The 24,914-nt window shown below is 67.0% G+C and carries 21 protein-coding genes; 4 read left to right on the top strand and 17 right to left on the bottom strand.

Features of this window, described 5'->3' with window-relative positions:
* Positions 1-21: 21 nt before the first annotated feature.
* Genes EV279_RS00205 through EV279_RS00195 form a run of 4 tightly spaced genes read right to left on the bottom strand, consistent with a single transcriptional unit; the run spans position 22 to position 4,529 of the window.
* A complete protein-coding gene (locus tag EV279_RS00205; protein WP_133540878.1) occupies positions 22-1,332 on the bottom strand; it encodes a UDP-glucose/GDP-mannose dehydrogenase family protein in 1,311 nt (436 codons plus the stop codon).
* The gene (locus EV279_RS00200; protein ID WP_166644402.1) at positions 1,329-2,441 is read right to left on the bottom strand and encodes a glycosyltransferase family 4 protein; all 1,113 of its coding nucleotides are present in this window, start codon (positions 2,439-2,441) and stop codon (positions 1,329-1,331) included. Before EV279_RS00200 ends, EV279_RS00205 begins: the two co-directional genes overlap by 4 nt.
* Complete coding sequence (locus EV279_RS16745) at positions 2,434-3,561, bottom strand: polysaccharide pyruvyl transferase family protein (protein WP_166644401.1); 1,128 nt, start codon at positions 3,559-3,561, stop codon at positions 2,434-2,436. Before EV279_RS16745 ends, EV279_RS00200 begins: the two co-directional genes overlap by 8 nt.
* Positions 3,561-4,529 (bottom strand): glycosyltransferase, encoded by a 969-nt coding sequence (locus EV279_RS00195; RefSeq protein WP_133540874.1) that lies wholly within the window; start codon positions 4,527-4,529, stop codon positions 3,561-3,563. Before EV279_RS00195 ends, EV279_RS16745 begins: the two co-directional genes overlap by 1 nt.
* A gap of 988 nt (positions 4,530-5,517) precedes the next feature.
* Here EV279_RS00195 and EV279_RS00190 point away from each other — a divergent pair.
* On the top strand, positions 5,518-6,687 hold the full coding sequence (locus EV279_RS00190) for a hypothetical protein (protein ID WP_166644400.1): 1,170 nt from the start codon (positions 5,518-5,520) through the stop codon (positions 6,685-6,687).
* 78 nt (positions 6,688-6,765) lie between these two features.
* Here EV279_RS00190 and EV279_RS00185 read toward each other — a convergent pair whose 3' ends face one another.
* From EV279_RS00185 to EV279_RS00140, 10 genes are all read right to left on the bottom strand, one after another.
* Entirely contained in the window at positions 6,766-7,689 is a 924-nt protein-coding gene (locus EV279_RS00185) for a hypothetical protein (RefSeq protein ID WP_133540870.1), read from the bottom strand.
* 82 nt (positions 7,690-7,771) lie between these two features.
* Complete coding sequence (locus tag EV279_RS00180; RefSeq protein WP_133540868.1) at positions 7,772-9,025, bottom strand: hypothetical protein; 1,254 nt, start codon at positions 9,023-9,025, stop codon at positions 7,772-7,774.
* Positions 9,022-10,557, bottom strand: coding sequence for a hypothetical protein (locus tag EV279_RS00175; protein ID WP_133540867.1), 1,536 nt, complete (start codon positions 10,555-10,557; stop codon positions 9,022-9,024). The genes EV279_RS00180 and EV279_RS00175 overlap by 4 nt, the downstream gene beginning before the upstream one ends.
* Positions 10,554-11,435 carry an alpha/beta hydrolase gene (locus EV279_RS00170; RefSeq protein WP_133540865.1) on the bottom strand — a complete coding sequence of 294 codons (882 nt, stop codon included), beginning with the start codon at positions 11,433-11,435 and terminating at the stop codon, positions 10,554-10,556. Before EV279_RS00170 ends, EV279_RS00175 begins: the two co-directional genes overlap by 4 nt.
* Positions 11,432-12,508 (bottom strand): acyltransferase, encoded by a 1,077-nt coding sequence (locus EV279_RS00165; RefSeq protein ID WP_133540863.1) that lies wholly within the window; start codon positions 12,506-12,508, stop codon positions 11,432-11,434. Before EV279_RS00165 ends, EV279_RS00170 begins: the two co-directional genes overlap by 4 nt.
* A 130-nt stretch (positions 12,509-12,638) precedes the next feature.
* Positions 12,639-13,625, bottom strand: coding sequence for a glycosyltransferase family 2 protein (locus EV279_RS00160; RefSeq protein WP_133540861.1), 987 nt, complete (start codon positions 13,623-13,625; stop codon positions 12,639-12,641).
* Complete coding sequence (locus EV279_RS00155) at positions 13,622-14,776, bottom strand: glycosyltransferase family 4 protein (RefSeq protein WP_133540860.1); 1,155 nt, start codon at positions 14,774-14,776, stop codon at positions 13,622-13,624. The genes EV279_RS00160 and EV279_RS00155 overlap by 4 nt, the downstream gene beginning before the upstream one ends.
* Positions 14,773-16,269 (bottom strand): lipopolysaccharide biosynthesis protein, encoded by a 1,497-nt coding sequence (locus EV279_RS00150; RefSeq protein WP_208109437.1) that lies wholly within the window; start codon positions 16,267-16,269, stop codon positions 14,773-14,775. Before EV279_RS00150 ends, EV279_RS00155 begins: the two co-directional genes overlap by 4 nt.
* Before the next feature lie 50 nt (positions 16,270-16,319).
* Entirely contained in the window at positions 16,320-17,318 is a 999-nt protein-coding gene (locus tag EV279_RS00145) for a glycosyltransferase (protein WP_166644399.1), read from the bottom strand.
* A 184-nt stretch (positions 17,319-17,502) separates the two neighbouring features.
* Positions 17,503-18,342 (bottom strand): polysaccharide pyruvyl transferase family protein, encoded by an 840-nt coding sequence (locus tag EV279_RS00140; protein ID WP_133540855.1) that lies wholly within the window; start codon positions 18,340-18,342, stop codon positions 17,503-17,505.
* A gap of 195 nt (positions 18,343-18,537) precedes the next feature.
* Between EV279_RS00140 and EV279_RS00135 the strand changes: the two genes are divergently transcribed.
* Positions 18,538-20,058, top strand: coding sequence for a sugar transferase (locus EV279_RS00135; protein WP_133540853.1), 1,521 nt, complete (start codon positions 18,538-18,540; stop codon positions 20,056-20,058).
* A gap of 42 nt (positions 20,059-20,100) precedes the next feature.
* Entirely contained in the window at positions 20,101-22,095 is a 1,995-nt protein-coding gene (locus tag EV279_RS00130) for an acyltransferase family protein (RefSeq protein WP_166644398.1), read from the top strand.
* Between the two features lie 73 nt (positions 22,096-22,168).
* On the opposite strand, the gene EV279_RS00125 is transcribed toward EV279_RS00130, so the two are convergent.
* The 3 genes from EV279_RS00125 to EV279_RS00115 all read right to left on the bottom strand — a co-directional run bounded on the left by EV279_RS00125 (position 22,169) and on the right by EV279_RS00115 (position 23,878).
* The gene (locus tag EV279_RS00125) at positions 22,169-22,618 is read right to left on the bottom strand and encodes a VanZ family protein (RefSeq protein WP_133540849.1); all 450 of its coding nucleotides are present in this window, start codon (positions 22,616-22,618) and stop codon (positions 22,169-22,171) included.
* 46 nt (positions 22,619-22,664) lie between these two features.
* Positions 22,665-23,561 carry a UTP--glucose-1-phosphate uridylyltransferase GalU gene (galU, locus tag EV279_RS00120; RefSeq protein WP_133540847.1) on the bottom strand — a complete coding sequence of 299 codons (897 nt, stop codon included), beginning with the start codon at positions 23,559-23,561 and terminating at the stop codon, positions 22,665-22,667.
* Between the two features lie 71 nt (positions 23,562-23,632).
* Positions 23,633-23,878 (bottom strand): hypothetical protein, encoded by a 246-nt coding sequence (locus tag EV279_RS00115; RefSeq protein ID WP_133540845.1) that lies wholly within the window; start codon positions 23,876-23,878, stop codon positions 23,633-23,635.
* Positions 23,879-24,456: 578 nt separating this feature from the next.
* Here EV279_RS00115 and rplM point away from each other — a divergent pair.
* Positions 24,457-24,903, top strand: a complete 447-nt coding sequence (gene rplM / locus EV279_RS00110; protein WP_133540843.1) for a 50S ribosomal protein L13 — start codon at positions 24,457-24,459, stop codon at positions 24,901-24,903.
* The last annotated feature ends 11 nt before the right edge of the window (positions 24,904-24,914 follow it).

Genomic DNA, 24,914 nt, shown 5'->3' with positions numbered 1-24,914 from the left:
TCGTCCGCTGTGGAGGGGCTTCTAGGGACGTCCCATGCCGTAGTACGTCCAGCCCGCAGCGCGCCATGAGGCCGCATCGAGGCAGTTGCGGCCGTCGACCACGATCGCGCGGGACACGAGCGAGGCGGCGTGCTTCGGATCGAGGTTGCGGCGCCAGTCATCCCACTCGGTCACGACGATGACTGCATCCGCACCGCGCAGAGTACCGTCGAGGTCCTCGTCGTAGGTGAGCTGCGGGTGCACGCGCTTCGCGTTCTCGATCGCGGCGGGGTCCGTGACGACGACGTCCGCGCCCAGCCCCTTCAGGCGCACGGCCACATCGAGCGCGGGGGAGTCTCGGATGTCGTCGCTGTGCGGCTTGAACGCGGCGCCGAGGACGGCGACCTTCTTCTCGAAGACCGTTCCCCCGAGTGCTTCGACGACAAGATCGACGGCGCGATCGCGCCGACGCAGGTTGATGGCGTCGACCTCTCGAAGGAAGTTGACCGACTCTCCGCGGCCGAGTTCTTCGGCACGCGCCGAGAACGCGCGGATGTCCTTGGGCAGGCACCCGCCGCCGAATCCGATGCCTGCTCCCAGGAAACGGCGGCCGATGCGCGCGTCATGGCCGATGGCGTCCGCGAGCTGAGTGACGTCTGCACCCGTCACCTCGGCGATCTCGGCCATTGCGTTGATGAACGAGATCTTCGTCGCCAGGAACGCGTTGGCTGAGACCTTGACCAGCTCGGCCGTCGCGTAGTCGGTGACGATGAACGGCGTGTCCTTCGCGACCGAGGGGTGGTAGACCTCGCGAAGCACGTCTGCGGCGGTCTCCCCCTCGACCCCTGCGGGGACACCGGCCACGAGGCGGTCGGGGTCCACCGTGTCCTGCACCGCGAATCCCTCGCGGAGGAATTCGGGATTCCAGACGAGTGTGGCCCCCGTCGGCGAGACGCGCTCGGCAAGCGTCGCGGCCGTGCCCACAGGGACGGTGGATTTGCCGGCGACGATGTCTCCCGGGCTCAGGTAGGGCAGCAGGCCGTCGATGGCGGCGTTCACGTACGTGAGGTCGGCTGCATATCCATCCTTGCGCTGAGGGGTGCCGACGCCCACGAAGTGCACCTTGGCTCCGGCGGCTGCAGCCATGTCCGTGGTGAAGCTCAGGCGTCCCGAGGCGATGCCCTCCTCGAGGATCTCCTGAAGGCCGGGCTCGAAGAAGGGCGCCAGGCCCTTCGACAGCGTCTCGATCTTCCGCTCGTCCACGTCGATCCCGACCACTTCGTGGCCGATCGACGCCATGGCAGCCGCGTGTACGGCGCCCAGATATCCGCAGCCGATGACAGAGAGTCTCATTTGGTAGCACCCTTCCCAGCTGTCGACACTGGTTGTTTCGTGGTTTTCGAATCGTTTCCGGTGACGCCGGACCCGTCCGGGCCGGTGCGACCGAGCGGATCGAGCCAGATCCGCTCGACCCGCGGGAAGACCGAACTCGCAGAGTATCGTGCCTCGAACCTCGCGAAGCCGGCGTCTGCAATCGCCTCGCGCGCATCGTCGTCCGCCATCATGGTCACCAGCGCGGCGGTGAGCGCATCCGCATCGCCGGGGTCGATCAGGATTCCGCAGTCGTCGGCGAGGACGTCCGGGATGCCTCCGACTCTCGTCGAGATGACGGCGGCGCGTCGCGCCATGGACTCGAGGATGAACATGGGCATCGCCTCGTCGCGAGAGGGCAGGACGGAAACCGCGGCGCGGTCGAGGAGGTCCATGAGGGAGTCGTGATCCAGGCTGCCCGCGAAGTCCGCGCGCGGCAGATCGGGATCCACGAGTCGATCGTCCCGGATCGGGCCCGCCACGACGAGGCGCCAAGGCTCCGTCGGTTGCGCAGCACGCCACGCCGATTGCAGCACGTCGATGCCCTTGCGATGTGACACCACACCGCCGAAGACCACGAGCCTCTCCTTCTCGACAGGTGTGCCGACGGGGATCGCATTGGGGACGAGGGCAACGCGGTCGGCGCCGATGTGCGCGGCACAGATCGCACTCGTCTCATCGCTGAGGCTGATGACGCGATCGGAGGCTGCCAGGACTCTACCGACGAGTGCGGAGTTCTCGGCTTCGAAGGCGGCGAAGTCCGCACCGTGCATGTGGGCGATGACGGGCAGTCCGAGGTGATGTGCGTAGCGGGCGATCCAGCCTTCGCGGACGAAGGATCCTCGCTCGCTCAGGTGAACGACGATGACAGCGGGCTGCTTGCTTCTGGCGATCGTCCGGACGGTTCGCAGCGCGCGCGCGAACAGCTTCGCGGCAGTCAGGTGATCCCCGGGGTTGCCGCGGGACTCGATGACCTTCACGTCGCACTCGTCGAAGCGCCACGCCAGGTAGGCGTTCACCACCTGCGTCATTCCGCCGGGCACGTCTCCGGCTCGCCCGACGTGATAGACGATGGGGCGAAGGTCAGCCAACCGGAGCCTCCTCGGGGACCGAAGCCGCTCCGGTGAGCAGCTGCGAGAGGTCTGCGCGCACGCTCGCCAGCCGCGCACGAGCCACCAGCAGCTTCTCGAGCATCTCTCGTCGTTTGCCGGCGATCCGCGAGAGAGATTCCGCGAGGTCGCCGGCCGGCATACCGGTCGTATTGATGGAGACATCCTCGATGCCGATCGTGGAGAAGTGCCGTGAGACCTTATCGGAGTCGTCGAGTTGCAGGCCGACGGGAGCCGCGCCTTCCGTGAACGCCGCGATGATGACGTGCAGACGGTCACTCGCTGCGACTCGAGTGCGTCGGTAGAGCGCGCGCAAGCGCGCTTCCTGAGGGCCATGGTCGGCGAGCTCGTCCCACCCGAGCAGCTGGGCGCCGAGGTCGACCGCAAGCCGACGAGAGCGGTCGTCGTCGACCGAGACCTGGGTGACGACCCAGAGAGTGAGCCCCTCGGACCGGGCGAAATCGCTGACCCCGTCGAGCCACGCCTTCGAAGGGTAGGGCCGCGGGGCGACCTCGGTGTCGTCTCGAAGTGAGATCACCATGACGTCTCGAGCGCGTGGGGCCTCGATGATCGCCTCGCGGAGCTCTTCATCCGGCATGCCTTCGGCGAACCCGAGGTCGGGCATGGCCTCACCGCCGAAGTAAGCGGCTGTGCGATCGTCACGCCACCGCGAATAGGATGCCAGCGCGTTCGAGGGCCACATGATCGCGCGGGGGAGCGGAGCGAAGTTGCGTGCGCCGACGCCGATGCGGCTCACAGTCCCTCCGCGGAGCCGAACGAGGGCCGCAGCCGGGAGCATCACGACGTGCTCCTTCATTCCGATGAGCGTCAGCTGGATCTCGCCGGGCTTGTAGATGGTGCTGGCGCGACCTCGCAGCGCTGAGGCGAGCAGGGCGAGATACCACTTGCTCAGCGATCGGTAGACGACATCGGCCCCGCCGACCCCGAGGCCATCGTCGTAACCTGCGGGCGAACGACCGACATACACGTGAAGTCGACCTCCTTCGCGTGCCCATCTCAAGAGCGGGCGCCGCAGAATGATGTCGCCGATGTTCTCGTACTGGCCGCGCCCGACGGCGAAGACGTCCCTTTCGGCGGGCATCAGACGGTCTCGACCTTCGCGAGCCGACCGTCGACGATGCGTCGACCCGCAGCGTACCTGATGACTTCTTCGGTGAGACCAGGGCCCTCCACGGGGATACCGATCCCGTTCGTCTCGACAAGCTCAGCGATCTCGAGCTGGTGGTCGTCGACGTGCTCGTTCCGAAGTGCGCGGCGGATGGCCTGTACGGGGTAGATGCCCATCGAGAGCAGTTCCACGAGCGTTCCGACTCCAGCGTGGGTGATCACGACGTCCGCTCGCGCTGCCTCGAACGCGAATTCGTCCGGAGAGAGGTAGTCGTATACGTTCCCCGGAAGTGCGTCCGTTCGCGTCGTGTCGCCGAGCTGCCAGACCGTCGTTTCGTTCGCCAGGCCCGTGGAGAGGAATGCGTCGATGACCGAGTCGAACCGATAGCCGCGGATCGTCCCCAACGTGATGAACACCCGCAGCGGACCCTCGGGGGCGAGGCGCTCTTCGCTCCTGAAGGAGTCGAGGATGCTGGGGCAGGCGCTCCACCGTCCGCCGGCCCACTCGGCGTGCTGGGTACGCAGTTCGACGCCCGGGACGGCCATGAGGAGCTTGCCCGTCGTCGAGGGACCGCGCAGCCGGCACACGCTCTCGATGTAGATGCTCGGAATGCCGTGAAGCGTCGCCAGTGGCAGCGCAGCCGCGGCGATCGCCGCGCCCGTCGACACCGCCGCGTCGAATGACTCGCCGCGGAGCACCCGGCGCAGCGAGGGCACCGACCTCAGGGTCCCCTTCAGGTCGCGGGGGCCGACATAGGGCAGGTAATGGACGCGTCGACCCTCGAGCGCTTGCCTGCTCTGCGGAGTGTCGAACGTGACCCACAGCGAGTCCGGATTGATTCCGTCGCGTTCCTCGATCCGCCGCAACTCGGTCAGATGTCCGCCCGTCGAGCAGACGAAAAGGGACTTCGCAGCCGTGTGCGTGTCGAGTTGTGCCGACATCGTGGAGCCTCCGACAGGCGGTTCATGACGGGATTCCCGTCAAAGATGGGAAGTGTCGGAACAACGCTGGCGACAGGTTCTACACGCCAACGCTAACGGGTCGGGTGCGCGCGTCGAGGCGTTCCGACCGCACGTTTACTCCCTCGTAACGACTCTTCACGCAGTGTTCACACCGCATCGAGAAGGCCATCCGGATCGGCTCGTGGGGGCGGCGAGAGAGCGCCGGACTCGATCGTCCCTCCCGGCGCGGCAGACGCGGGACGTCGTCGGAACCCTTGATTCCCCGCGGATCTCGCGGCCCTCAGAAACCGACGCCCGGTGTGCGCGCACATGCTCTCGCTTCGGATTGCGGCCCTCGGCGACGACGCCGCGATCACCATCGCGCGAAGTCGTCGCCACCGTCCCGCACCGCGCACCGCCGCCGAGCCGTGCGATTCGACCTGACGCATGCCGCAATATGGAAAGCATGGGGGTAATGACCTGATGAGAAGCAGGGGTGCATATGAGAGAGCGGGTTCTTCCGCCTTCCCCATCGAGGCGCGGATTCCTTAAGTCACTGTCGATCGCGGGCGCCGGGACGGCGCTTGCCGCGGTCGGATCGGTAGCTAATGCGGGTGCTGCGGACGCCGCTCTGCAACAATCGGCGGCGCTCATCGGAGACGGCACCACTGACGATGCCCCGGCGATTCAGGCCGCGTACGACGCGGGCCGCCAGCCGGCTTTCGCAGCGAACCGCACGTACTACCTCAATTCGCCGATCTTCCTCGATCGGCCGACCTCGCTGTCGATGTTCGTTCTCGAACTAAACGGCGCGATCCTCAAGCTCGGGCCGAATCTTCCGACGACCGATGCCTTCTGGCGCGAGACAGCAGTCAAGTGGGCGTTCTTCCCGAACACCAAGCGCACCGCACTGCAGTCCGGCAAGGTCGACGTCTCGGTGAACACTCGAGCGAGCGGAACGAACACCGGTGCGCTCATCAGCCTCATCGTGCGCAACGGCACGATCGACGGCAACGGCGCCAACGTGGGCTTCGCATTCGCGAACCGCACGGCGGCTCGATTCGAAAGCGTGGTCCTTCGCCGCGGGCGCGCCCTGTTGTCATGGACCGACTACAGCGACGCGAATGTCTTCCTGCAATGCCACAATCGCGCCGGGGGGCCCGCCAATTCCGTCCTCGTGGAACAGGTCAGCTCGGGCGATGGCCTGCTCATGCAGAGCTGCAAGGCCGATGCGGCGGTCGGCCTTGCGCGGCTGAAGTACTGTCGGGGTGCGGAGATCGTGGGCACCGTCACCGGTCGGATCGAACTCGACGCCTGTTCGGCGATACAGATCCGAGGCGGCCACCAGGAGGCGCCGATCATCAACCAGACCATGGTGGACATACGAAGTTCGGATGTCGTGATCGACACGACGGCCCTGTACCTGACGCGAGGGCAGGCAGGCGACGCCCTGCCTCCCGTTGTCCGCATCGCCGACAGCGGATCCCCGGCCTCGTCGGTCGTGATAAGAGACTCGATCGAGATGCGCGCGCTGGTCCGCAGCGACGAGCAGCTGGGAAGCCTCGTGGCGATCGAGAGGGCTGTTCCCGGGACGCGTCTCGAGGCGCGAGGACTCACCGCGGTGGTGAGCGTGCGCGACATCGGCGGTTTGTGGAGCAGGTCGGTCGGGCCTTCGATCGGCGGCGCGAGTGCTGTCACGTCGGCAGTCTCACGTTCTCTCGCCACCGTGGCATCCGGCGACTTCAAACTGCAGGATCCCGGCACGGGGTGGGTCCTGTCCCCAACGACCGCCCCCGTCTCGGCGACCGCGGCCACGCCGTCGCTGTGGTCGCTTTCGACGGTTGAAGAGATCCAGGGCACTCTTCCGGCGAAAGGGCACCGTTATCGGTGCCAGGGACGGCTCGCGGGCGGTGGATACACACCCGCTTCGGCGTTCACCTCATGGGTCACTCCCACTCGCGGCGCGCTCCGATTCCTGCTCGCGGCCAACGGGGCCGTTCAGGAAATGCGGATCTGGCGATTCGTCGGAACGTCAGCGACGGCGAATGCGTACGTGGCGGTTCCCGCCGCCGCCCTTACGCACACGCTCTACGACACAGGCGCGAACGTGAACGGCTTCGGCTGGAAGCCGGGAAGCACCGTACCACCGCCCGGCTAGCAGCGCGGCCGACGCCGACATCGAGCCGGCCCCCGTGCATCACGATCACGAGGGCCGGCTTCGACGCGCTGGGCGAGCCTAGAGGTTGGCCCATCTCTGGAACGCCTTGAGCATGTCGGTGTGCACCCATCCCGGTACCGTGTGGCCGGTCGCGGTGCCGCCGCCGTCGTGCGTGATATAGGACGTCTCGACGGCGACGGGCTGGGCCAGCGTCAGCAGCGCGATCGCATGCTGCTGCGGCGGCACCGTCTGGTCGTCCGGGTTGAAGGACGCTCTGATGCGCGATCCCGTCCAGCTCGACTGCGGGAGGGTGGCCGGGTTCGTCGCCTGGATGGCCTCGAGATCGTAGCCGTAGGCCGGGCCGACCCGAGAGGGGCCGCGCGTATACACATCCATCATGTCGTACACGCTGCTGGCGAGATACATTCCCTGCTGCCGAGGGAGCAGGTTGTTGCCGAACGCCCAGCACATGAGCGCGCCGCCACCCGAATTCGACCGGCCGAAGCTGTAGTAGATGCGCCACAGCGAGTTCATGTAGGCGACAGCGTTGGTCTGCGCCCTCACCGCTGGAGCCGAGACCCAGGCCGTCGCGCCCGCATAGTCGGGGCACACCGCGATCGCGCCCTTGTCGACCGCAGGCTCGGCGCCGTAGAGGAACGCGCTGCTCAGCGAGGTGTAGCTGCTGTTGTTCGCGTGGTAGAACCACACGACGGGAACCCACGCGTACTTGTTGGGCGGCGCGGAATGCGGCACGAAGATCCGCGCCATGTCGCCGAGGATGGATACGTCGATGCTCTCGTAGAGAGTGCCCGCCTTCGTCCTGAGGTCGCTCGTGCGTGAGACCTCCCCTGGCAGCTTGGGAACTTTCGCATAGCTCACGGCGGCGTTCGCCACGGAGGCACTTCCCAGGACGCCGCCAGCGGCGCCCAGCAGGGCTGCGGCGCCGCCCGCGATGAATCCTCGTCGGCTGACGCCGCTTCGCGCGGCGGAGGATGACTTCATCAGCTTGACACTCCTTCTTCTCGGTGTTCGGTGACCCGGGAGAGTGCACGTGCGCGCACCCTTGAGCTTGCTGTCGTCGAAGTCACCGTGCGCTTCTCACCCAGATGACGCCCGCGATGTCGCCTCCCGCTTCGGCTACCGTCGACAGCGCGCGTGACAGCTCATCCGTCGTGGTGCGTCCTCGGCGCACGATCACGAGAGTCCGCATCCCGAACCGCGACAGCACTGCGGCGTCGGCACTGGCATCGGCCGGGTCCGCTGTCACGAGGACGACATCGCTGCCTCTCGCGAGCTCCTGCAGCTTGTCCGCCGCGCGCTCGCCCGCGAAGATGTCGGCGCGTTCATCCACGAGAGTGCCGACTCCGACGTACGTCGCCCCCGGCACAGACTCACGGTCGAGCACCTCCTCCATCGACGCCGTGCCCGCGATGAAATCGGTGAGGCCGGGCGCACCCGACGAGCCGGGATCGGTGACGATCAGCGTCGTCCGGCGGCCGATCGCTCCGAAGGAGGAGGCGACCGCCCGGCCCGTCCCCTCCGTCCGAACGTCGCCGGCGCCCGTGATGAGCCACGTGCCGCTCTCCGGAGCACGAGCCTGGAAGGCCGCTCGCAGGGTCGCGACATCCTGTGCGAGCGGAGCGCCCTTCCGATCGTCGCCGCGGATGGAGAGGACTCCGAGAACGTCGGCGCCGGCGACCGATCTGGCCACCTCGACGTCGTAGATGCGCTTGTCGCGACTGATCATCGTGGCGATGAAGATCGCCGCGGCCAGCACGCCCACCGCGAGGGCGATCAGGCTGTTGATCAGAAGGCTCGGGCTCGAAGGAGCCGCGGGAACGGCTGGCGGAAGGATGGTCTCGACCGCATAGGTGTATGTGAGAGCCGCGTCCGCCTGGTCCACGACGATCTCGTCAGCGGCAGCCTGTGCGCTCAGCTCATCGATGATGGCCCCACCGACGTCCGCCGCGTCCTGAGCGTCAGGCAGCGTGACCGTGATGTTGATCATCGTTCCTGAAGGGCTCGCGGATACTCCGCCGCTGACGGTGTCGTACGTGAGAGCGGGGTTCCCCAAGGCGGCCAGCGCCGGGGTGAGGACGGTGGGTGTGGGGATCAAGGAGGCGTCGGTGGCCGCACGCTGCGCGGCGAGGCTCGTCGCCTGCAGCTGGTTCTGCAGTGACCCCTGGGCGTTCAGCGAGTACATGACCCGGGACTCCGACGTGTACTGCGCGGGCATGCTCGACGTGACGACCCAGCCGCCCGCGAACGCCACGAGAAGGATGAGCAGCACCCAGATCCAGGTACGTCGGAGGACACGTCCGATCGGGAGAAGGTTCATGATGCTTTGTTCCTTTGCTGCGTGGATTGCGTGTGATCAAGACGGGACTCCCCGAACCGCAGGATGCCCTCGCGCAGGTCGAAGCGCAGAGATGCCACGATGGCGGCCCCGGCGAACAAGAACAGGTACGACGGCGGCGAGGTGAATGCCGGAGCGGCGACGGAGTCGAGCATGATGAGCACGAACCAGCACACTCCGCTCAGCCGGATCCAGCGGACGATGGGCGGCTCATCGGGCGCCGTGCGCTGGAGCAGGATGCGGAGAGTGAGGATCGCTCCGATGATGAACGCGATCGTTCCCAGCCACCCGGTCTCGCCGAGAAGCGCCGGCCACTGCGTGTCGTTGAGATATTTGCCGAACCCGGGCTTGGACCCGAGGCCGTAGATCCGATCGAAACCGAGCCTCGTGTACTCGGGGCTGTAGTAGTCCGCTGCCGTCGCGCTGGCATAGCGCCCGAAGCCGACCCCCAGCGGAAAGTGCGACATGGCCAGCTGTGTTCCGCCGGCGGTGAGTCGGGATCGCGCCGACGTCTGACCCTCGCCGTAGTAGAGCTCCACGTCACCGAAGACGGCGGTGAAGATCCCCGGACCGACCAAGGCGAGCACCGCAGGCAGGCACGCGGCGAGGACCGCGAGGATCAGAGCGTTGCCTGCGCGGAGCACGAGGCCCGTGGACACCAAGAGGAGGCCGACGAGAGCCTTGACGCGGAACGTCAGGAGAGACAGGCCCCCGAGAAGCAACGCGGTGAGGTACCCGACCCAGCTCGACTTGACGAAGAGCTGATAGGCCAGGATCGACGACGCGAGGATGGTCGCCATACGGCCGTACGCCGCCGGCTGCTGGAACGGGCCGATGATCGAGGGGACGCCGCCGACGTACTGCACCGCCGATCCGGCGAGCAGCCCCGCCCATGGGCCCGGGATCGCGAGGTTGACGAGGCCGGTGACGATCAGGATGAGCGCGAGAACGAAGCCGGCCCGCGCAAGACCGTGCAGATCTGACGGGCTCCAGTGAACCTGCGACACCGCGATCGCGATGACGACACACTTGACGAGCAGCGTCGCTCCCTGCAGGGAGATCTCCAGCGGGGTCCCGTAGACGATCGCTCCGAGCGTGCCCGCGAAGACGAAGAGGCCGAACCAGCCCAGCCCCGGCAGCCACACGACCGAACGCTCGACCAGCGCCCTGCGTGCGACGATGACGGTGGCGGCGCCGAAGATCATCGCCTCGTCGGCGATACCGCCGACGCTGCCCATGGCAGCCTGCAGCTGCGGCGAGATCATGGTGACGATGACCGTCAGCGCGAGGGCGAGCTTGGGCCGCGCCCACGCCAGCAGCACGAAGGCGATCACTGCGACGGACCCGAAGAGCAGGAGTGGCGTCCGCACGCCGATGACGGCGCCGAGGAAGACGACCGCGAGCAGGGCTCCGTAGGCGACGGTCGAGCGCGCGCTCCGGCGCAGCCGCTCTGCCCGAGGGCTCCTCTCCGCTGCGACGAAGCTCGACGACAGGATGACGGATCTGTCGCTCATGACTCGAGGTGCTCCGAGAGAAACTCGAACAGGCTGCGGCGCACGTCGTCATTCAGCAGAGCCAGGCCGTGGCGGTCGCCGGACACCACCATGACCTCGGTCGGGACGCCGGCGGCCGCGAGCTCGGAGTGAAGTGCTTCGACCTGCTCACGGGGGACGAGCTCGCGAGACCCCACGGCGAGGAAGAGCGGTACATCGTTCGCATCGACGGCTTTGGTGGGCGACGCCGCCTCTGATTGCGGGCAGTCCTCGATCGAGGGGCATCCCAGATAGGCGAGGATCGTCGCCGCGGCCGCGGCTGTCGGGGTGCCGAGTTCGAGCCCGGAGACGGTCATGTCTCCGACCGGCGAGAGAGCGGCAGCGGCGGCGAGCCCCGAATCAGGTTCCGTCGCCACGCTCGCGGTGATGATGGCGCCCGCGGAGCTGCCCAGCATCCCGACGCGTTCCGCATCCACGCCGTACTGGGCGGCGATGTCTGGTTGACGGAGCCATGCGACCGCGGCATTCGCGTCCTCGACGGGTGCGGGGTACGGATGATCGGGCAGCAGGCGGTAATCGATCGCGACACCGACGATCCCTCGACTCGCGAACTGATCGCAGAGTGCGCCCATGCTCGAGCGCGACCCCTCGGTGAATCCGCCGCCGTGGACGAGGATCATGGCGGGCCGATTCTGCCCTTCCGCATCGGGGAGACAGATGTCGGCGGAGAGGGTGTCGCCGTCGACTGTGCGATAGACGACGGACTCCCGACCGTCGGCGGCGGCGGTCGTCGGCGTTCCGCTTCCCGTGCTTGTCGGCACGGCAGGCGTCGTGCACGAGGTCAAGACGACCGCGATGAGGGCAGCGCCCACCGTGGCGAAGATGGTGCGAGAGCTCATGCGGTGGCGCTTCTGGCCGGCTTCTTGGGCGTTCGGCGGACTGTCCACGGCGGAATGTAGAGCCACCGCACCTTCGTCGTCAGTTTGGACAGGAGAACCGCGATGTACGTGGTCAGGATCGCGGCAGCCGTCACGATCAGGGCGCCCACGGCTCCCCCGACCGGCGGCAGGAGCAGTTCGAGCAGGGCCGCCATACTCACGATGATGAAGATGTGAAGCAGGTAGATCTGCAGGCTCCACTCTCCGATCGTCCCGAAGACGGCGGCCAGCGGACGGACACGGGCGATGTACTTGCACGCCACGAACCCGCCGGCCACGGCCAGCAGCTGCACGATCGTGATGGCGAAGGGGATGTCGCGCGCGCCGGGAACGGCGACGACGGCGGCAGACGCGCCGAGGTACACGGCCACCAGCCCGACGAGGACCCATGGGCCGGCCTTGCTGATCGCAGCGGCGATCCGCTGGTGGAAGACGGCACCGATCAGGAAGAACAGGAACAGCGCGGCGGTGCGGTTCCACCCCAGGTTGTTGAAGGTCGTGACCCCGGACGTGATGACCGCGGAGAGGATCGCCGCGCCCGAGACCTTGAGCCAGGTCGGCACCTGGCGCAGCGCCCACACGCCGAGCGTGAACCAGAACATCGCGTAGAGGAACCAATAGCTGTTGCTCGGCCACACCAGCAGCAGCGCCAGGCTGCGCCAGTCCGTCGCCGGAAGTGCGCCCAGGTCGCCGTTCGTCCCCGGGACGATCACGTAGAAGGCGAACCTGACGAGGGACCACACGACGTAGAGCCACAGCAGTGGAAGGAGCCGGCGCTTCCACAGCTGGGGGAAGGTCCAGGACGTGACGCGATACGCGAAGAGTCCGGCGATGAGGAAGAAGGCCGGCATCGGGTACGCCTCGAGGAACTGCTTCATTCGTCCCGGGTAGCCCGTGATGTCAGCGTGGCCGAAATAGAGCGACGTGTGGAAGAGGACCACCATGAACATCGCCGTGCCTTTGGCCACGTCCATCCACGCCTTCGGACGGGTGTTGCGATCGATGAGCGAAAGTCGCTCTCTTGGCTCCGTCACCGCGTACCTCCTTCCCCCGAGGGAATACGTCGTGTGTGAACTGTCAGACTAGGCAGGGTCGATTTCGAACCTGTGTCGCGCGCGAGACCAGCGCGTGAATGTCCGGTCGCGGTCGGATCCCTATGCATGGCTACAGTCGCCCGCCCGCACGATCGAGCACCGCTCCGTATCCGCGGGGGCTGATCCAACCGATCGTGTAGATGGCGAGACGGCGACTGTCGCGTCGCCGCGCGAGCGCGGCAAGTTGTCTCATCGACATCTCGCCGCGGATCTCCTTCAGGAGCGCTGAGCGCTCCGGCGGGTCATAGGCGCCTGAGGTCGCGTCTTTCAGCCGGGAGAGCACACTGTAGCGCGCACGATAGTAGAGGTAGTCGACGCCGCGCAGTGCACGCTTGTCGACCCGAGACACGCACGATTCGATGACCTCGCCGAGCTCGCGCAGCGAGTCGGCCCGCTTCGCCCCCGACCGGATGATCGAACCGACGCGCAGGCGGTATGTGTACACCGACCGCTGCAGCGTCGCGACACGTCGGGCTTCCACGAGCGCCTGAGCGACCATAGCCTGGTCGGAATGCTGCCGGATGCGGGTGAACGTGATCTTCTCGAGCAGATCACGACGGAACAGCTTGTTCCACAGATGCCCCGTGATGTCACCGACGAGCAGACTGCGCAGAGCCTCGGCCCCCGTGAGCAGCGGCTGATCGGGCACCTCGCCCACCGGCTTGTCTGCGTGACCTTCGGCCGTCACAGTGGCTCCGGCGCACACGATGTCCGCATTCGTGGCCGCCGCCACACCGACCATCGAGCGCAGGGCGTCGGGTGGCCAGTCGTCGTCCGCATCGACGAACCAGACGTAGGTGCCGGTCGCGGCGGTCACGCCCGCCTCGCGCGCTGCGGCGACACCGCCGTTTCGCTCGAGCAGGATGGCGCGAACGCACTCGTGTCGGGCGGCCAGCTCAGTGAGAAGGCGCGCCGTGCCGTCCGTCGAGGCATCGTCGACCGCGACGATCTCCAGGTCCACGCCCTCCTGACCAAGCAGGCGGTCGATCGCGCTCTCGGCGAACTCCGCTGCGTTGTAGCAGGGAAGGACGACGGTGATCCGCTCCAGGTCGGTCATGATGATCCGCCCCGTCCCGAGACGAGGTGCAGTACTCGCTCGAGATCCCGGCCGCTGGACTCGACGGAGAAGCGCGTCAGCCACGCGTCGATGCCGGTCACGGGAAGCAGGCTCGCTCGTTCGACCGCATCGGCGAAGTCGGCGGCGGCGTCCGTGAGGGCGAGTTCGCCGGTGACCCCTGGGACGATGGCGTCAGCCACGCCGAGAGCGCCGGATGCCGCGACCGACGGAACGCCCATCGCCGCTGCTTCGACGAGCACATTGCCGAAGCCCTCACGACTGGACGGAAGGAGGACGACGGCGTTCGTCGCGAAGTGAGCGAACCAGTCCTCCACCCAACCGCGATCAGTGAAGGTCACGCCGGCCGCTTCCGCTGCCCGGTTCATCTCCTCGAGGAGTGGACCGCCCCCGAATGACACAACCTCGGCGGCGATGCCCCGGCGGTTGAGCTCTGCCGCGGTCTCGATCGCAAGCGTCGGACGTTTCTGGATGACCAGGCGGCAGGGGAGGACGATCTGTACCCCGGAGTCGAGCCCGGGCTGCCGGGGCAGGGGCGGACGGCCCGCGATCTTCGCCGTTGCGGGGTTGGGCACCACCGTCATCCGGTCGCCGCGCACGCCGAAGCCGGCCACCAGCTCGCCGCCGACCGGGTGCGAGATCGCGATGACATGGTCGGCGCGCGGGTACAGCTTCTTCGCGATCCAGATCTTGAGTCGGTGACGCGGGCCCGACCCGGCGAGGCCGAGCGAGACGAGGTTGCGCTCACTGACGATCACCTTCGGTGCGTCCGAGCCTGCAAGCATCGCCGCCGTCAGAAGAAGCAGGTTCGCATGCGCCTGAAGGCCGACGGCGATATCGGCGCCAGTCGTGGAGAACACCTCGCGAAGGGCGCGGGCCTTGGCGAGGTGTCCTCTTGCTCCGCCCAGGCGATGCACGGCGACGCCATCGGGTATGTGCTCGTCGGTCGCCTTCGATGAGGTTGTGACGACGCTCACGCGGTAGCCGCGCTTCACAAGCCACGCCATCCAGGTGCGCGCGACGAATTCCGCTCCACCGCCGTGCATCGAGAGCACGACGAACACGACCGAGAGAGGAAGAGCGCTCTGCACATTCGCCCCCACCTCGGAGGGATTCGATTTGAGGTCGGTCATCGCGGGGCGATCCCTTCGTCGTTCACGGTGTCGTTGCCAGGATCCGGCGTGACCGCCGAATCCGGTGAGGACTTCCCGGCTCTGCTCCGACGGAAGTAGCGGCGGGCTGACAGGAAGTCGAGGATGTCCCGCCTGTAACGGGGCCACACCAGCGCCATGAGCGCAATCCACACGAGCAGGGCCGAACCACCCACGATGACGCGGACGAAAGGCAGATCGGCCGGAATGGCAAACGTCGCCAGCGCCGACGCGATGCACCCCGCGCCGTAGACGGCCATCGCGCGTGCGCCGTTCCAGAACATCGCGCCGACCGGCGCATCCGAGATTCGGCGGATCCATAGGAGCGAGACGGGCCACATGACCACGACGGAGGCAGAGTAGGCGATCGCGACGCCATACATCCCCCAGATCGAGCCGAAGAGGATCATCGCGATCATGAGGGGTCGGGTAGCGAGCGAGTAGTACATGTTCTGCCGCATGAGTCCTTTGGACAGAAAGACCCAGTAGACGGCATATCCGGCCGCCTGGAAGAAGCCGGCGACGAGCAGGATCCGGAAGACGGGCACCGCCTCGAGCCACTGCGGACCGAGCATGATGCGGACCACCGACTCCGCCTGTGCGCCGAGCAGCGCGAGCGCGGCTCCGAGGACCGTGAGGAGGGCGGACTGACCGAACGTGATGAACTGCGCATAGCGCGCGCGGTCATCCTGGAGCCTGGACAGAACCGGCAGCGCCACGCGGGTCGACGGCGCGTTCAGCTGCAGAAGGGGCAGCATCATGAGCTGGAATGCTCGGTTGTAGATGCCGAGGGGACCGGCGCCGAAGCGGGCGCCGATGACGATGGAGTCCACGTTCCGGCTCGCGTAGGCCAGCAGCTGGGTGCCGAACATGTTCGAGCCGTAGCTCAAGAGGCCGCGCATCGGCTCTCGGCGCGACACGCCGCCAGGAAGCCAGCCGGTGAGGAACAGCAGGAGGGCGAGCGCAGCAATCGTCTGAGCGACTGACTGACCCACCAGCGACCAGTACGCCGCCCCGGCGAAGGCCATGGTGACTCCCACGGCGAGCGCGATCACCTGCGCTCCCGTCTCGACGATCACCAGTCGTCCGAATCGAAGCGAGCGCGACATGTGTGCCCGGAACTGCGTGGACAGTCCGTTGAGGAGAAAGGTGACCGACAGGGCGGCGGTGATCGGCTGCAGGCGCGGATCGTCGTAGAAGTCCGCGATCGGCCACGATGCGGCGATGGTCACCAGCATCAGGACGGCGCCGATGCCCGCGTTGATCCAGAACAGATTGTTCTTCTGACCCCGACTGAGGGTACGCGCCTGGATGGCTGCAGAGCCGAGTCCGAAGTCGCGGACGAGCTCTCCCACGCCGATGATCGCCGTCACCATCGCCAAGAGACCGTAGTCCGTCGGTGTCAGCAGCCGGGCGAGGATCATGATCCCGCCCAGCTGGACCGCGATCCGTACGATCTGCCCAAGAATCGTCACACTCGCGCCTCGGGATGCCGATGCACCCAGAGAACGCTCGGCGGTCGCCGTCATCTGCGCTTCACTCGCTCGATCGCCTGGCGGTACGCGCCTTCGATGATCCGGCCGACGTGATCCCAGTCGCGTTCGGACAGGTCGGGTTCCGCGGAGCGCTCGCCCCGCCGCACCTCGTCCAGCGCACCGCGGATGGTCTCCGGCGTCAGGTCGCCGTCGTACTCGATGATCCAGCCCTCGCCTACCTCGGCCGACAGCGCCGAATTGCTGGCGGTGCGCGGTGCCAGCACCGGGCGTCCCAGTGACATCGCTACGAGGATCGCGCCGGAGTTGTGCATCTCGTGGTACGGGAGGATGACCAGCTCTGCAAGGCCGACCTCCGTGACGAGCTCCTCGTCCGTCACATAGCGAAGCGTCGCCGTGATCCGCGGGTCGCGGTCGCAATGAGTCTCGATGATCTCTCTCTGACCCACGCTCGGGGAGCCGACGATGCGCAAGGAGAGATCGTCGGCGTCCAGCTGGGAGAAGATCCTGGCGAGGCCGTCGACATTCTTGTACGGACGGATGATGCCGAAATAGAGCAGCCGACCGCGACGGGGATCGGGGAGCGCATACTTCGCATAAGCGGACCGGTAGTGGCCGTGCAGCGCCGTGACGACGGGCCGGTCGGTCGGCGGCGTGGTGGTCGGATTGAGCCTGATGTAGAGGTCGGTTGCGCGGTCGAACCGCCGGAGGGAACGCGTCTCGGCGGCATCTCCCGGTTCGTGCGGCTCGACGTTGTGGAGGTGCCTCACGATCGGCGTTCGCATCAGCTTCGCCCGCAGGAGGAAGGCGTCGAGGTACCGGCGTCGCACGAAGCGGCGCACGCGAGAACTTCCGCGGATGGTCAGCTCGGGCCAGTGAGCATGGAAGACGTCGTAGCGTCCGAAGATCGCACTCTTCCATGAGTCGAACCGGTGCACGATGCGCGGATTCTCCATGCCGATCATCTGGTCGACGAACTTGGTCGTGCCGTCCGGGGGTGCGAGCGTCTGCTGCACGACGATCGTCGGCAAGGATGTCGAGGCTTCGGATTCCTCGGTCGCGCGTTCCGCAGTGGTCATCGTGGTGGGGCTCTCCGTGATCGGGACTTTCAGCGACGACGACCCTGTCTGGGAGTCACTCTACGGTGACTGCTTGCCGCCGGCCGGCCATTTCACGAGGACGGCACCGAGTGTTTACGCGGCCGAAATCACGGCCTCAGACTGCGCGGGGAGCGGTTCGCGCCGCTTCGACGTGAGGGGAACTGCCGGACCACAGGTCTCGAGGAAAGGCGTCGAGGAGAGGTTCCGCCTTCCAGCCGCGAAGCGGCGGCGCAGGGTTGTCGAGCGCTTCGGCGAGCGTCCTGGACGCGTGCGGAAGCTCTCGGCCCGTTCCCTCGAAGTAGTCCCGGTACTTGAACAGGTCTTCCACGCCCGGCAGCAGAAGCGACGCCGGCACACCGAACGTCTCGGCGATGATGATGCCGTGCAGTGAGGAGGCGACGACGTGCGAGCTTTCGGCAATCGCCCGGACGCAGGCCCACAGTCGCGTCGTCGGATCCAGGAAACCAGGGGAATCGCGCCAGTGCGGAGCATCGTGCAGGTTGGGCACGATGGTTACCGAGCGGCTGCGCAGCGAGAGGCTCTCCGCGAAGCGAGGGAACAGGGTCGGGAGGAGGAGCGCGGGGTCGCCGTAGACGGCCGGCGCCGTGATGCCGCGTTCGATCAGCCAGGCCCGGGTCAGAGGACCGCGAGTGGCGCGCACGTCGAGCGTCGAGAATCGGTAGGCGTCGTCGGGCGTCTTGCCGTTCCGCCCGGTGCCCCACACCGTGTCGCCGTCTCTGGCGAAGTGCAATGTGGATCCGACCGACAGCAGCCGCCGGCCGTCGCCGCGTCCGTGCACGGACTTGGCGAGCTCGCGGACGACGAGCGGCCCGATGAGATCGCCGAAGTTGTTCACGCGCACAACTCGCGGCAGCCTGCGAGCGAGTCGGCTGCCGCCGAGGTGGCGACGGGGGTTCCAGTGAACGACTTCGACGCCGCGGAGGTTGATCGTCATGCCGCGCATCATAGCCAGCGCATGTTGCGCGCTGTCGCGCGGGCCGGGGCAGGTAATTGCCTCCGCCGTAACAACGCGGTAACCCACCGTTGGCAAAACGACGCAATGATGAGCTCGGGACCGTTCCTCGGGAGTGACGGAGGACCTTCCTGCCTCCGCTCGCCCGCGACAGCAGTCGACCGGAGGAGATAGCAGATGGCAACGTCGTTCGCGTTGGATGATCGTACGTCGACCAAGCCCTCGGCCACGATCACAAGCAGGGCCGCACGTGCTGCCGCCAAGCCGTCGGTCAAGTGGGAGCGACAGTACGCGCGCGCGCTCGTCGTTTCCGACTCGATCCTGATCGCACTCGCCCTGATCGCCACCGTGCTGGTGGTGCCGCATCCGGCGACGGTCTCGGTGGAGGTCATCGCAGCATCCGCCGAGGTATCCGTCTGGGTCGTCGTCGCGGTCATAGCGATCGCGATAGGCACGCTGCTGTCTCTGTCGGGCAGCCGCACGTCCCGCGTCGTCGGCGTGGGAAGCCAGGAGTACCGGGCGGTCGTCAGGTCGTGCTTCTTGGCGATAACGTCGGTCGCGCTCTTCGCGTACGTGTTCCGGGTTTCGGGTCTCCCTTTCATTCTCGCCGCGGGGCTCGCCGCGACGGTGGGCGTCCTGCTTCTGAGCCGTTGGGTCGCGCGCCGCTGGCTCGTCGCGCAACGGAAGCAGGGCCGGATGGCGAACCGCGTCCTTCTCGTCGGTTCCGAGGAGTCGGTGGCTTCGACGGCTCGTGACCTGCAGCGCAACCCGGCAGCGGGCCTTTATGTCGTCGGTGGCTGCACTCCGACCGGACGCATCGCCGACTACATCCCCGGCACAGAGATCGCCGTCTCCGGATCGGTGTCCAACGTGATGGATGCGCTTCGTCGCGTGTCTGCGGACACGGTTCTCATCACGAGCTCGAATGAGCTGAGCGCCGACACAGTGCGCACGCTCAGCTGGCAGCTCGAGCCCGGTCAGCAGCACCTCATCGTGGCACCGAGCCTCACCGACATCGGCGGTCCCCGCCTCCACACCCGCCCCGTGTCCGGGCTCCCGCTGGTGCACGTCGAAACACCGCGCTATCGCGGGGGCAAGCTGCACGCCAAGCGGGTCTTCGACGTCCTGGCGGCCGGGGCGCTCATCCTGCTCCTCGCACCCGTGCTCGTGGCTGTGATGGTTGCCGTGCAGATGTCGAGCCCCGGGGGGATCTTCTTCCGTCAGGAGCGGATCGGTCTCGGCGGCGAGCGATTCTCCATGCTGAAATTCCGCTCGATGTACGTCGACGCGGAGGAGCGTCTCGCCGAGCTCGCCCAGGCGGACCGCGACAGCGGCAACGACGTGATGTTCAAGATGAAGGATGACCCGCGCGTGACGAGCATCGGTCGCATCCTGCGCCGGTTCAGCCTCGACGAGCTGCCTCAGCTGTTCAACGTGGTGCGGGGCGACATGGCGCTCGTGGGCCCGCGTCCGCCGCTCGATCGTGAAGTCCGGCAGTACGCGGACTCCGTGCACCGGCGCTTTCTCGTCAAGCCGGGCATCACGGGTCTCTGGCAGGTCAGCGGCCGAAGTGACCTCGACTGGGATGCGACAGTGCGGCTGGATCTGTTCTACGTCGAGAACTGGACGCTGACAGGCGACCTCGTGATCCTGCTCAAGACGGTCCGCGCGGTTCTGAGAAGCGACGGCGCGTACTGATCCCGGCAGGCGCCGATCGTCGACTCCAGGGAGCCGATGCTGATGGTCACCGACACCAGCACGACGCGATCGGGCTCGCCATCGACGGCCGGCCCGCCGAAGCGCTATCTCACCGGCGTCCAGGGACTGCGCACGATCGCTGCGCTGCTGGTCGCGATCTACCACATCTGGTTCGGCCGCGTCTCCGGCGGCGTCGACGTGTTCTTCGTGGTGGCCGGATACTTCGCCACGCTGTCGCTTCTCAAGCTGGCGACGATCGACTCTTCCCGTCGCGCATCGTTCATCGGTCGATACCACCTCCGGACCGCGCGCCGAGTCATCCCGTCCGCGGCGGTCGTCATCTTCGCCACCGTGGTGGCGGGGCGGTTCTGGATACCGCCTGCGCTGTGGGATACGACCATCACGCACGGCGTCGCCAGCATCATCTTCGGTGAGAACTGGCAGCTGATCCGTTCCGCGACGGACTATCTCCAACAAGGGGCGATGGCGTCGCCGTTCCAACAGTTCTGGGCGCTGTCGCTGCAGGTGCAGTTCTACGTGATCTTTCCGCTCCTTGTGGCATCGGCTGTCGCTGTCGCGGTGCGCGTCGGTCGAGAGCCGCGCAAGATCGTCGCCGTCATGGCGAGCGTCATCTTCCTCGCTTCATTCGCCTACTCGGTCTATTTGACGGCGGTCGACCAGCCGGTCGCCTACTTCAGCACTCTCACTCGCCTCTGGGAATTCATGGCCGGCGTCCTCGCGGCGATCCTCCTCACGCGAGAGCTTCGCAACAAGACGATCGCGGCCGCTCTCGGCTGGCTCGGCCTCATCGTCCTGTTGAGTCTGGGAGCGATCTTCGACCTGTCCACCATGTTCCCCGGCGCGATCGCGCTCGTTCCGGCCGGCGCTGCGATACTCATCATCGTCAGCGCCTGGAACTCTCGCGAGCCACGCATCCTCCGGGCGCGTCCCGTCCTGTGGTTCGCTGAGTCGTCATTCGCCTTCTACCTGTGGCACTGGCCGCTGCTGATCTTCTATCGCCTGCAGTTCGGCGACGACATGCACTTCTTCGCGGGGCTTGCAATCCTCGTCGTGTCGGCGGTGCTCGCAGTGGCTACGACGAAGCTGGTCGAGGTCCCTGTTCGCAGCTCCGCATTCCTTCGCCGATCTGCGACGGCGACAGTCATCGCCTGCCTTCTCCTGATGGTGCCGGCGGCGAGTGCGGTCTGGCTCTGGAACCGCACTGCCGCCGAGGCGTACTCGGCGGCAGCGAGCGACGTCGCCGCGCATGTGGCGGGTGAGCCGATCACCGCAGCGCCCGTGCCTGCGCCGATCTATGCCCGTGACGACAATGTCGATGCGTACAGCGACGGGTGTCACCAGACGATCCGGTCAGCCGAACTGACGGTGTGCGAGTCGGGCGTGGTGGAGGGGTCACGCACCATCGTGCTGGTAGGAGGGTCGCATTCCCTGCAATGGCTGGATGCCGTCAGAAGCGTCGCGGAAGAGACGGACGCGCGAGTCGTCTCGATGACGAAGAGCGGATGCGTCTTCGGAGAGGTGGACGCGTTCGACGACGTCAGCTTCCACCCCTCGTGTGCCGAGTGGTCTACCGCAGCACTCGAGAGCATCATCGCCGATCGGCCGTCTCTCGTCGTCACGATCGGGTCGCGGTCGATCGACGGCCGTGAGCAGATCCCCGACGCCTATCGCCTCTACTTCGACGAGCTTGCAGACGCCGGCATCCCGGTGCTCGCTCTGCGAGACAATCCGTGGTTCCCGAACGATGTACCGGTGTGCCTCGACGTGTTCGGCGAGTCGGGCTGCTCGATCGATCGGGACGCCGTCTACAGAGAGCTGGCCGCTCTCGATGTCCCGGTCGAGCCCGGATTCACGTTCCTCGATACCGCCGACGACTACTGCGACGATCGAACCTGCCGCGTCGTGCAGGACGACGTCCTCATGTACCGGGACTCCAATCACCTGACCAGGACGTGGACGCTGACCCACGGAGACCACGTGACCTCTGCACTGCGGGAGAAGCTGCTCGGAGGCTGAGATCAGCCTCCGAGCGGTTCAGCCGATCACTCGGTGCCGATGGCGTCGAGGATGACGTCTGCGGCACGAGAGGTCAGTAGAAGCGTCGACTCCGTGGCCGTCCGCCCGTTCCCCGCCAGAGAAGAGCGCCGATCACGGCTCCTGCGGAGTTGGCGACGACATCCCAGACGCTCGGCATGCGCGAGGGCAGGAAGAACTGGGCTGCCTCGCCGAGACCGAACAGTGCCGAGCAGAGGAGTGCGGCGACCCACCACAGTCTCCCCGGCAGGATCATCGCCAGGAAGAAGGCCATCGGCGCCGCCAGCACGACGTTCGCCGCGAACTGCACGACGTCGTAGGTGATCCATCTCGGCATTCCGCGCCCGTAGAGCTGGTAGAGCACGCGGTAGACGTCCAGGGAGTCGCCGTCCACGCGCTGCGGCCACAGCACGATCGTCGCCCCCAGCGCGAGGTAAGCGGCCAGCAGCACGATGCCGATGATCCGTGCGGGGACCCCTGGGCGGCCCGGCGTCCTGATCGTCATGCCGGGCCCTCTCGTGACGACGCTCGTCGAGGGCCGCGCTGACCGGTCATGCGGGCAGCGCGGGCGAGATCTCCTTGATCCACGCGGCGAGGTCGGGTCCGAGGTCGTCCCGGTCGAGGGCGAGCTGGATGCTGGACTTCAGATACTCGAGGCGGTCCCCCGTGTCGTAGCGTCGTCCATCGAAGACAACCCCCAGGACCGGACCCGCGATCGACGTGTCAGCCGCGAGAACCTCGAGGGCGTCTGTCAGCTGGATCTCGCCGCCCTTGCCGGGCTCGGTCTCGTCGAGGACGTCGAAGATCTCGGGCTTGAGCACGTATCGGCCGATGATGGCCAGGTCGCTCGGCGCATCGGCCGGCGAAGGCTTCTCGACCAGCCCCTTGATGGAAACGACGTCATCCTCGTCGGTCGGGTCGACGTCTGCGCACCCATAGAGGTGGATCTGCGACGGGTCGACCCGCATGAGGGCGACCACGGTTGCCGACTGAGACGTCGAGACTTCGATCATGCGCGCGAGGAGGGGGTCGCGGGCGTCGATCAGGTCGTCGCCCAGCATCACCGCGAATGTCTCGTTGCCGACGTGCTTCTTGGCCCGGAGGACGGCGTGCCCGAGACCCTTGGGGTCGCCCTGGCGCACGAAGTGGATGTCGGCGAGCGAGCTCGGCTGCATGACGCGCTCGAGCTTGCTGTGGTCGCCCTTCTGCTCAAGCGTGTGCTCGAGCTCGGTGACCCGGTCGAAGTGGTTGGCCAGCGCGTTCTTGTTGCGCCCGATGATCACGAGGATGTCATCGATGCCGGCGGCCACCGCCTCTTCGACCACGTACTGGATGGCGGGCTTGTCGACGACGGGCAGCATCTCCTTCGGCATCGCCTTGGTGGCGGGAAGGAAGCGCGTACCGAGGCCTGCAGCGGGGATGACCGCCTTGATCGAGGAAGTAGTCATGGTCCGACCCTAGAGACGCTGCATGAAGGGGCGATTTCGGGAAGGTGACAGGCCGACGCCGATGCGGACGATCAGGGCCGGTTCATCGAGTTGCCCCGGCGGTGGAGTTCGTCCGTCACCTCGGGACGTTCCGCTCGGGCGTCGGGTTCCGGCGTCCCACCGGAGGGGTCCTCCGGCAGGCGGATGCCGCGGCTCAGGGCGCTGAGCTGGTACTCGTGCTCCGCGGCCGCCGACGCGCGACCGATCGCGACGGCGAGGACGATGCCGACCGCGGTCCATACGGCCATCACGGACAGAAGGACGGCGAACAACTCCATGACACTCTCCGGCGAGCGAGGGATGCGCCGCTTGGGGGGTACGGACGCTGCGACGACTCGCAAGCTTACCGCGCCGCGCGCCGGCTTCCCGGATCGGTGACCCCTCGGGGATGAGGGCAGACATCGCCGCAGGCGACTCCGGCGGACGACATCGTGTCCGCGGCTCCGGCGGTGTTCGCCGCAACCTGTCGACTACGCGTCCATCGCGTATCGGTTGTCCGGCTGCCGGATCCCCTCCGATAGTCTGGTACCGCCTCCCGTATCACGTTCCGCGGGACGTATGACTCGCGTCCGGGCTTCATGGCCCCATGACGTGTATGGACAGGTCCCCGGTCGGGCGCTTCCCCAGGCGCATCCCCAAGCCGGCCGGGGGCCCTCCCTCGTCCCCGCCCGGTTTGGACGAGGCATCCGGATGCCGTAGACTCGACCTTTGGTGTCCGGCTCGGCTGACCCGGCACCGCGAACGTGAGCCCTCCACTGGCGTCTTCGCCCCTCGACGAACTCGGGGACCGACACCGCGAAGCACCCCGGAGCGGGATTCACGAACCTCTCCGTTCGATCTAGAAAGCAGCACTACTGTGACGCGCACTTTCACCCCCAAGGCTGGCGAAGTCCAGCGCGAGTGGCTGGTCATCGACGCGACCGACGTCGTCCTCGGACGCCTCGCCTCGCACGCGGCGGCCCTCCTCCGCGGCAAGCACAAGGCCACCTTCGCCAACCACGTCGACACCGGTGACTTCGTCATCATCGTCAACGCCGACAAGGTCGCCCTCACGGGCCAGAAGCTTCAGAAGAAGATGGCCTACCGCCACTCGGGCTACCCGGGCGGCCTCAAGGCGGTCAGCTACGAGGAGCTCCTCGAGAAGAACCCCGTCCGCGCCGTGGAGAAGGCCGTCCGCGGCATGCTCCCCAAGAACAGCCTGGGCCGCCAGCAGCTGTCGAAGCTGAAGGTGTACGCCGGTGAGGCCCACCCGCACGCCGCCCAGCAGCCCAAGACCTACACCTTCGACCAGGTCGCCCAGTAAGCGCCGCCCAG

This window comes from Microbacterium sp. BK668, assembly GCF_004362195.1.
Taxonomy (GTDB): Bacteria; Actinomycetota; Actinomycetes; order Actinomycetales; family Microbacteriaceae; genus Microbacterium.
Note: the sequence above shows the minus strand (reverse complement) of the source record. Positions and strands in the feature narration are given on the sequence as shown.

Bases quoted from the DNA above. Each gene is read 5' to 3' on its own strand.
- EV279_RS00135 (WP_133540853.1), top strand. From the start codon at position 18,538: ATGGCAACGTCGTTCGCGTTGGATGATCGTACGTCGACCAAGCCCTCG.
- EV279_RS00175 (WP_133540867.1), bottom strand. From the start codon at position 10,557: ATGAGCGACAGATCCGTCATCCTGTCGTCGAGCTTCGTCGCAGCGGAG.
- EV279_RS00115 (WP_133540845.1), bottom strand. From the start codon at position 23,878: ATGGAGTTGTTCGCCGTCCTTCTGTCCGTGATGGCCGTATGGACCGCG.
- EV279_RS00170 (WP_133540865.1), bottom strand. From the start codon at position 11,435: ATGAGCTCTCGCACCATCTTCGCCACGGTGGGCGCTGCCCTCATCGCG.
- EV279_RS00195 (WP_133540874.1), bottom strand. From the start codon at position 4,529: ATGTCGGCACAACTCGACACGCACACGGCTGCGAAGTCCCTTTTCGTC.
- EV279_RS00185 (WP_133540870.1), bottom strand. From the start codon at position 7,689: ATGAAGTCATCCTCCGCCGCGCGAAGCGGCGTCAGCCGACGAGGATTC.
- EV279_RS00140 (WP_133540855.1), bottom strand. From the start codon at position 18,342: ATGACGATCAACCTCCGCGGCGTCGAAGTCGTTCACTGGAACCCCCGT.
- EV279_RS00160 (WP_133540861.1), bottom strand. From the start codon at position 13,625: ATGACCGACCTGGAGCGGATCACCGTCGTCCTTCCCTGCTACAACGCA.
- galU (WP_133540847.1), bottom strand. From the start codon at position 23,561: ATGACTACTTCCTCGATCAAGGCGGTCATCCCCGCTGCAGGCCTCGGT.
- EV279_RS00155 (WP_133540860.1), bottom strand. From the start codon at position 14,776: ATGACCGACCTCAAATCGAATCCCTCCGAGGTGGGGGCGAATGTGCAG.
- EV279_RS00180 (WP_133540868.1), bottom strand. From the start codon at position 9,025: ATGAACCTTCTCCCGATCGGACGTGTCCTCCGACGTACCTGGATCTGG.
- EV279_RS00130 (WP_166644398.1), top strand. From the start codon at position 20,101: ATGGTCACCGACACCAGCACGACGCGATCGGGCTCGCCATCGACGGCC.
- EV279_RS00125 (WP_133540849.1), bottom strand. From the start codon at position 22,618: ATGACGATCAGGACGCCGGGCCGCCCAGGGGTCCCCGCACGGATCATC.
- EV279_RS16745 (WP_166644401.1), bottom strand. From the start codon at position 3,561: ATGCCCGCCGAAAGGGACGTCTTCGCCGTCGGGCGCGGCCAGTACGAG.
- EV279_RS00205 (WP_133540878.1), bottom strand. From the start codon at position 1,332: ATGAGACTCTCTGTCATCGGCTGCGGATATCTGGGCGCCGTACACGCG.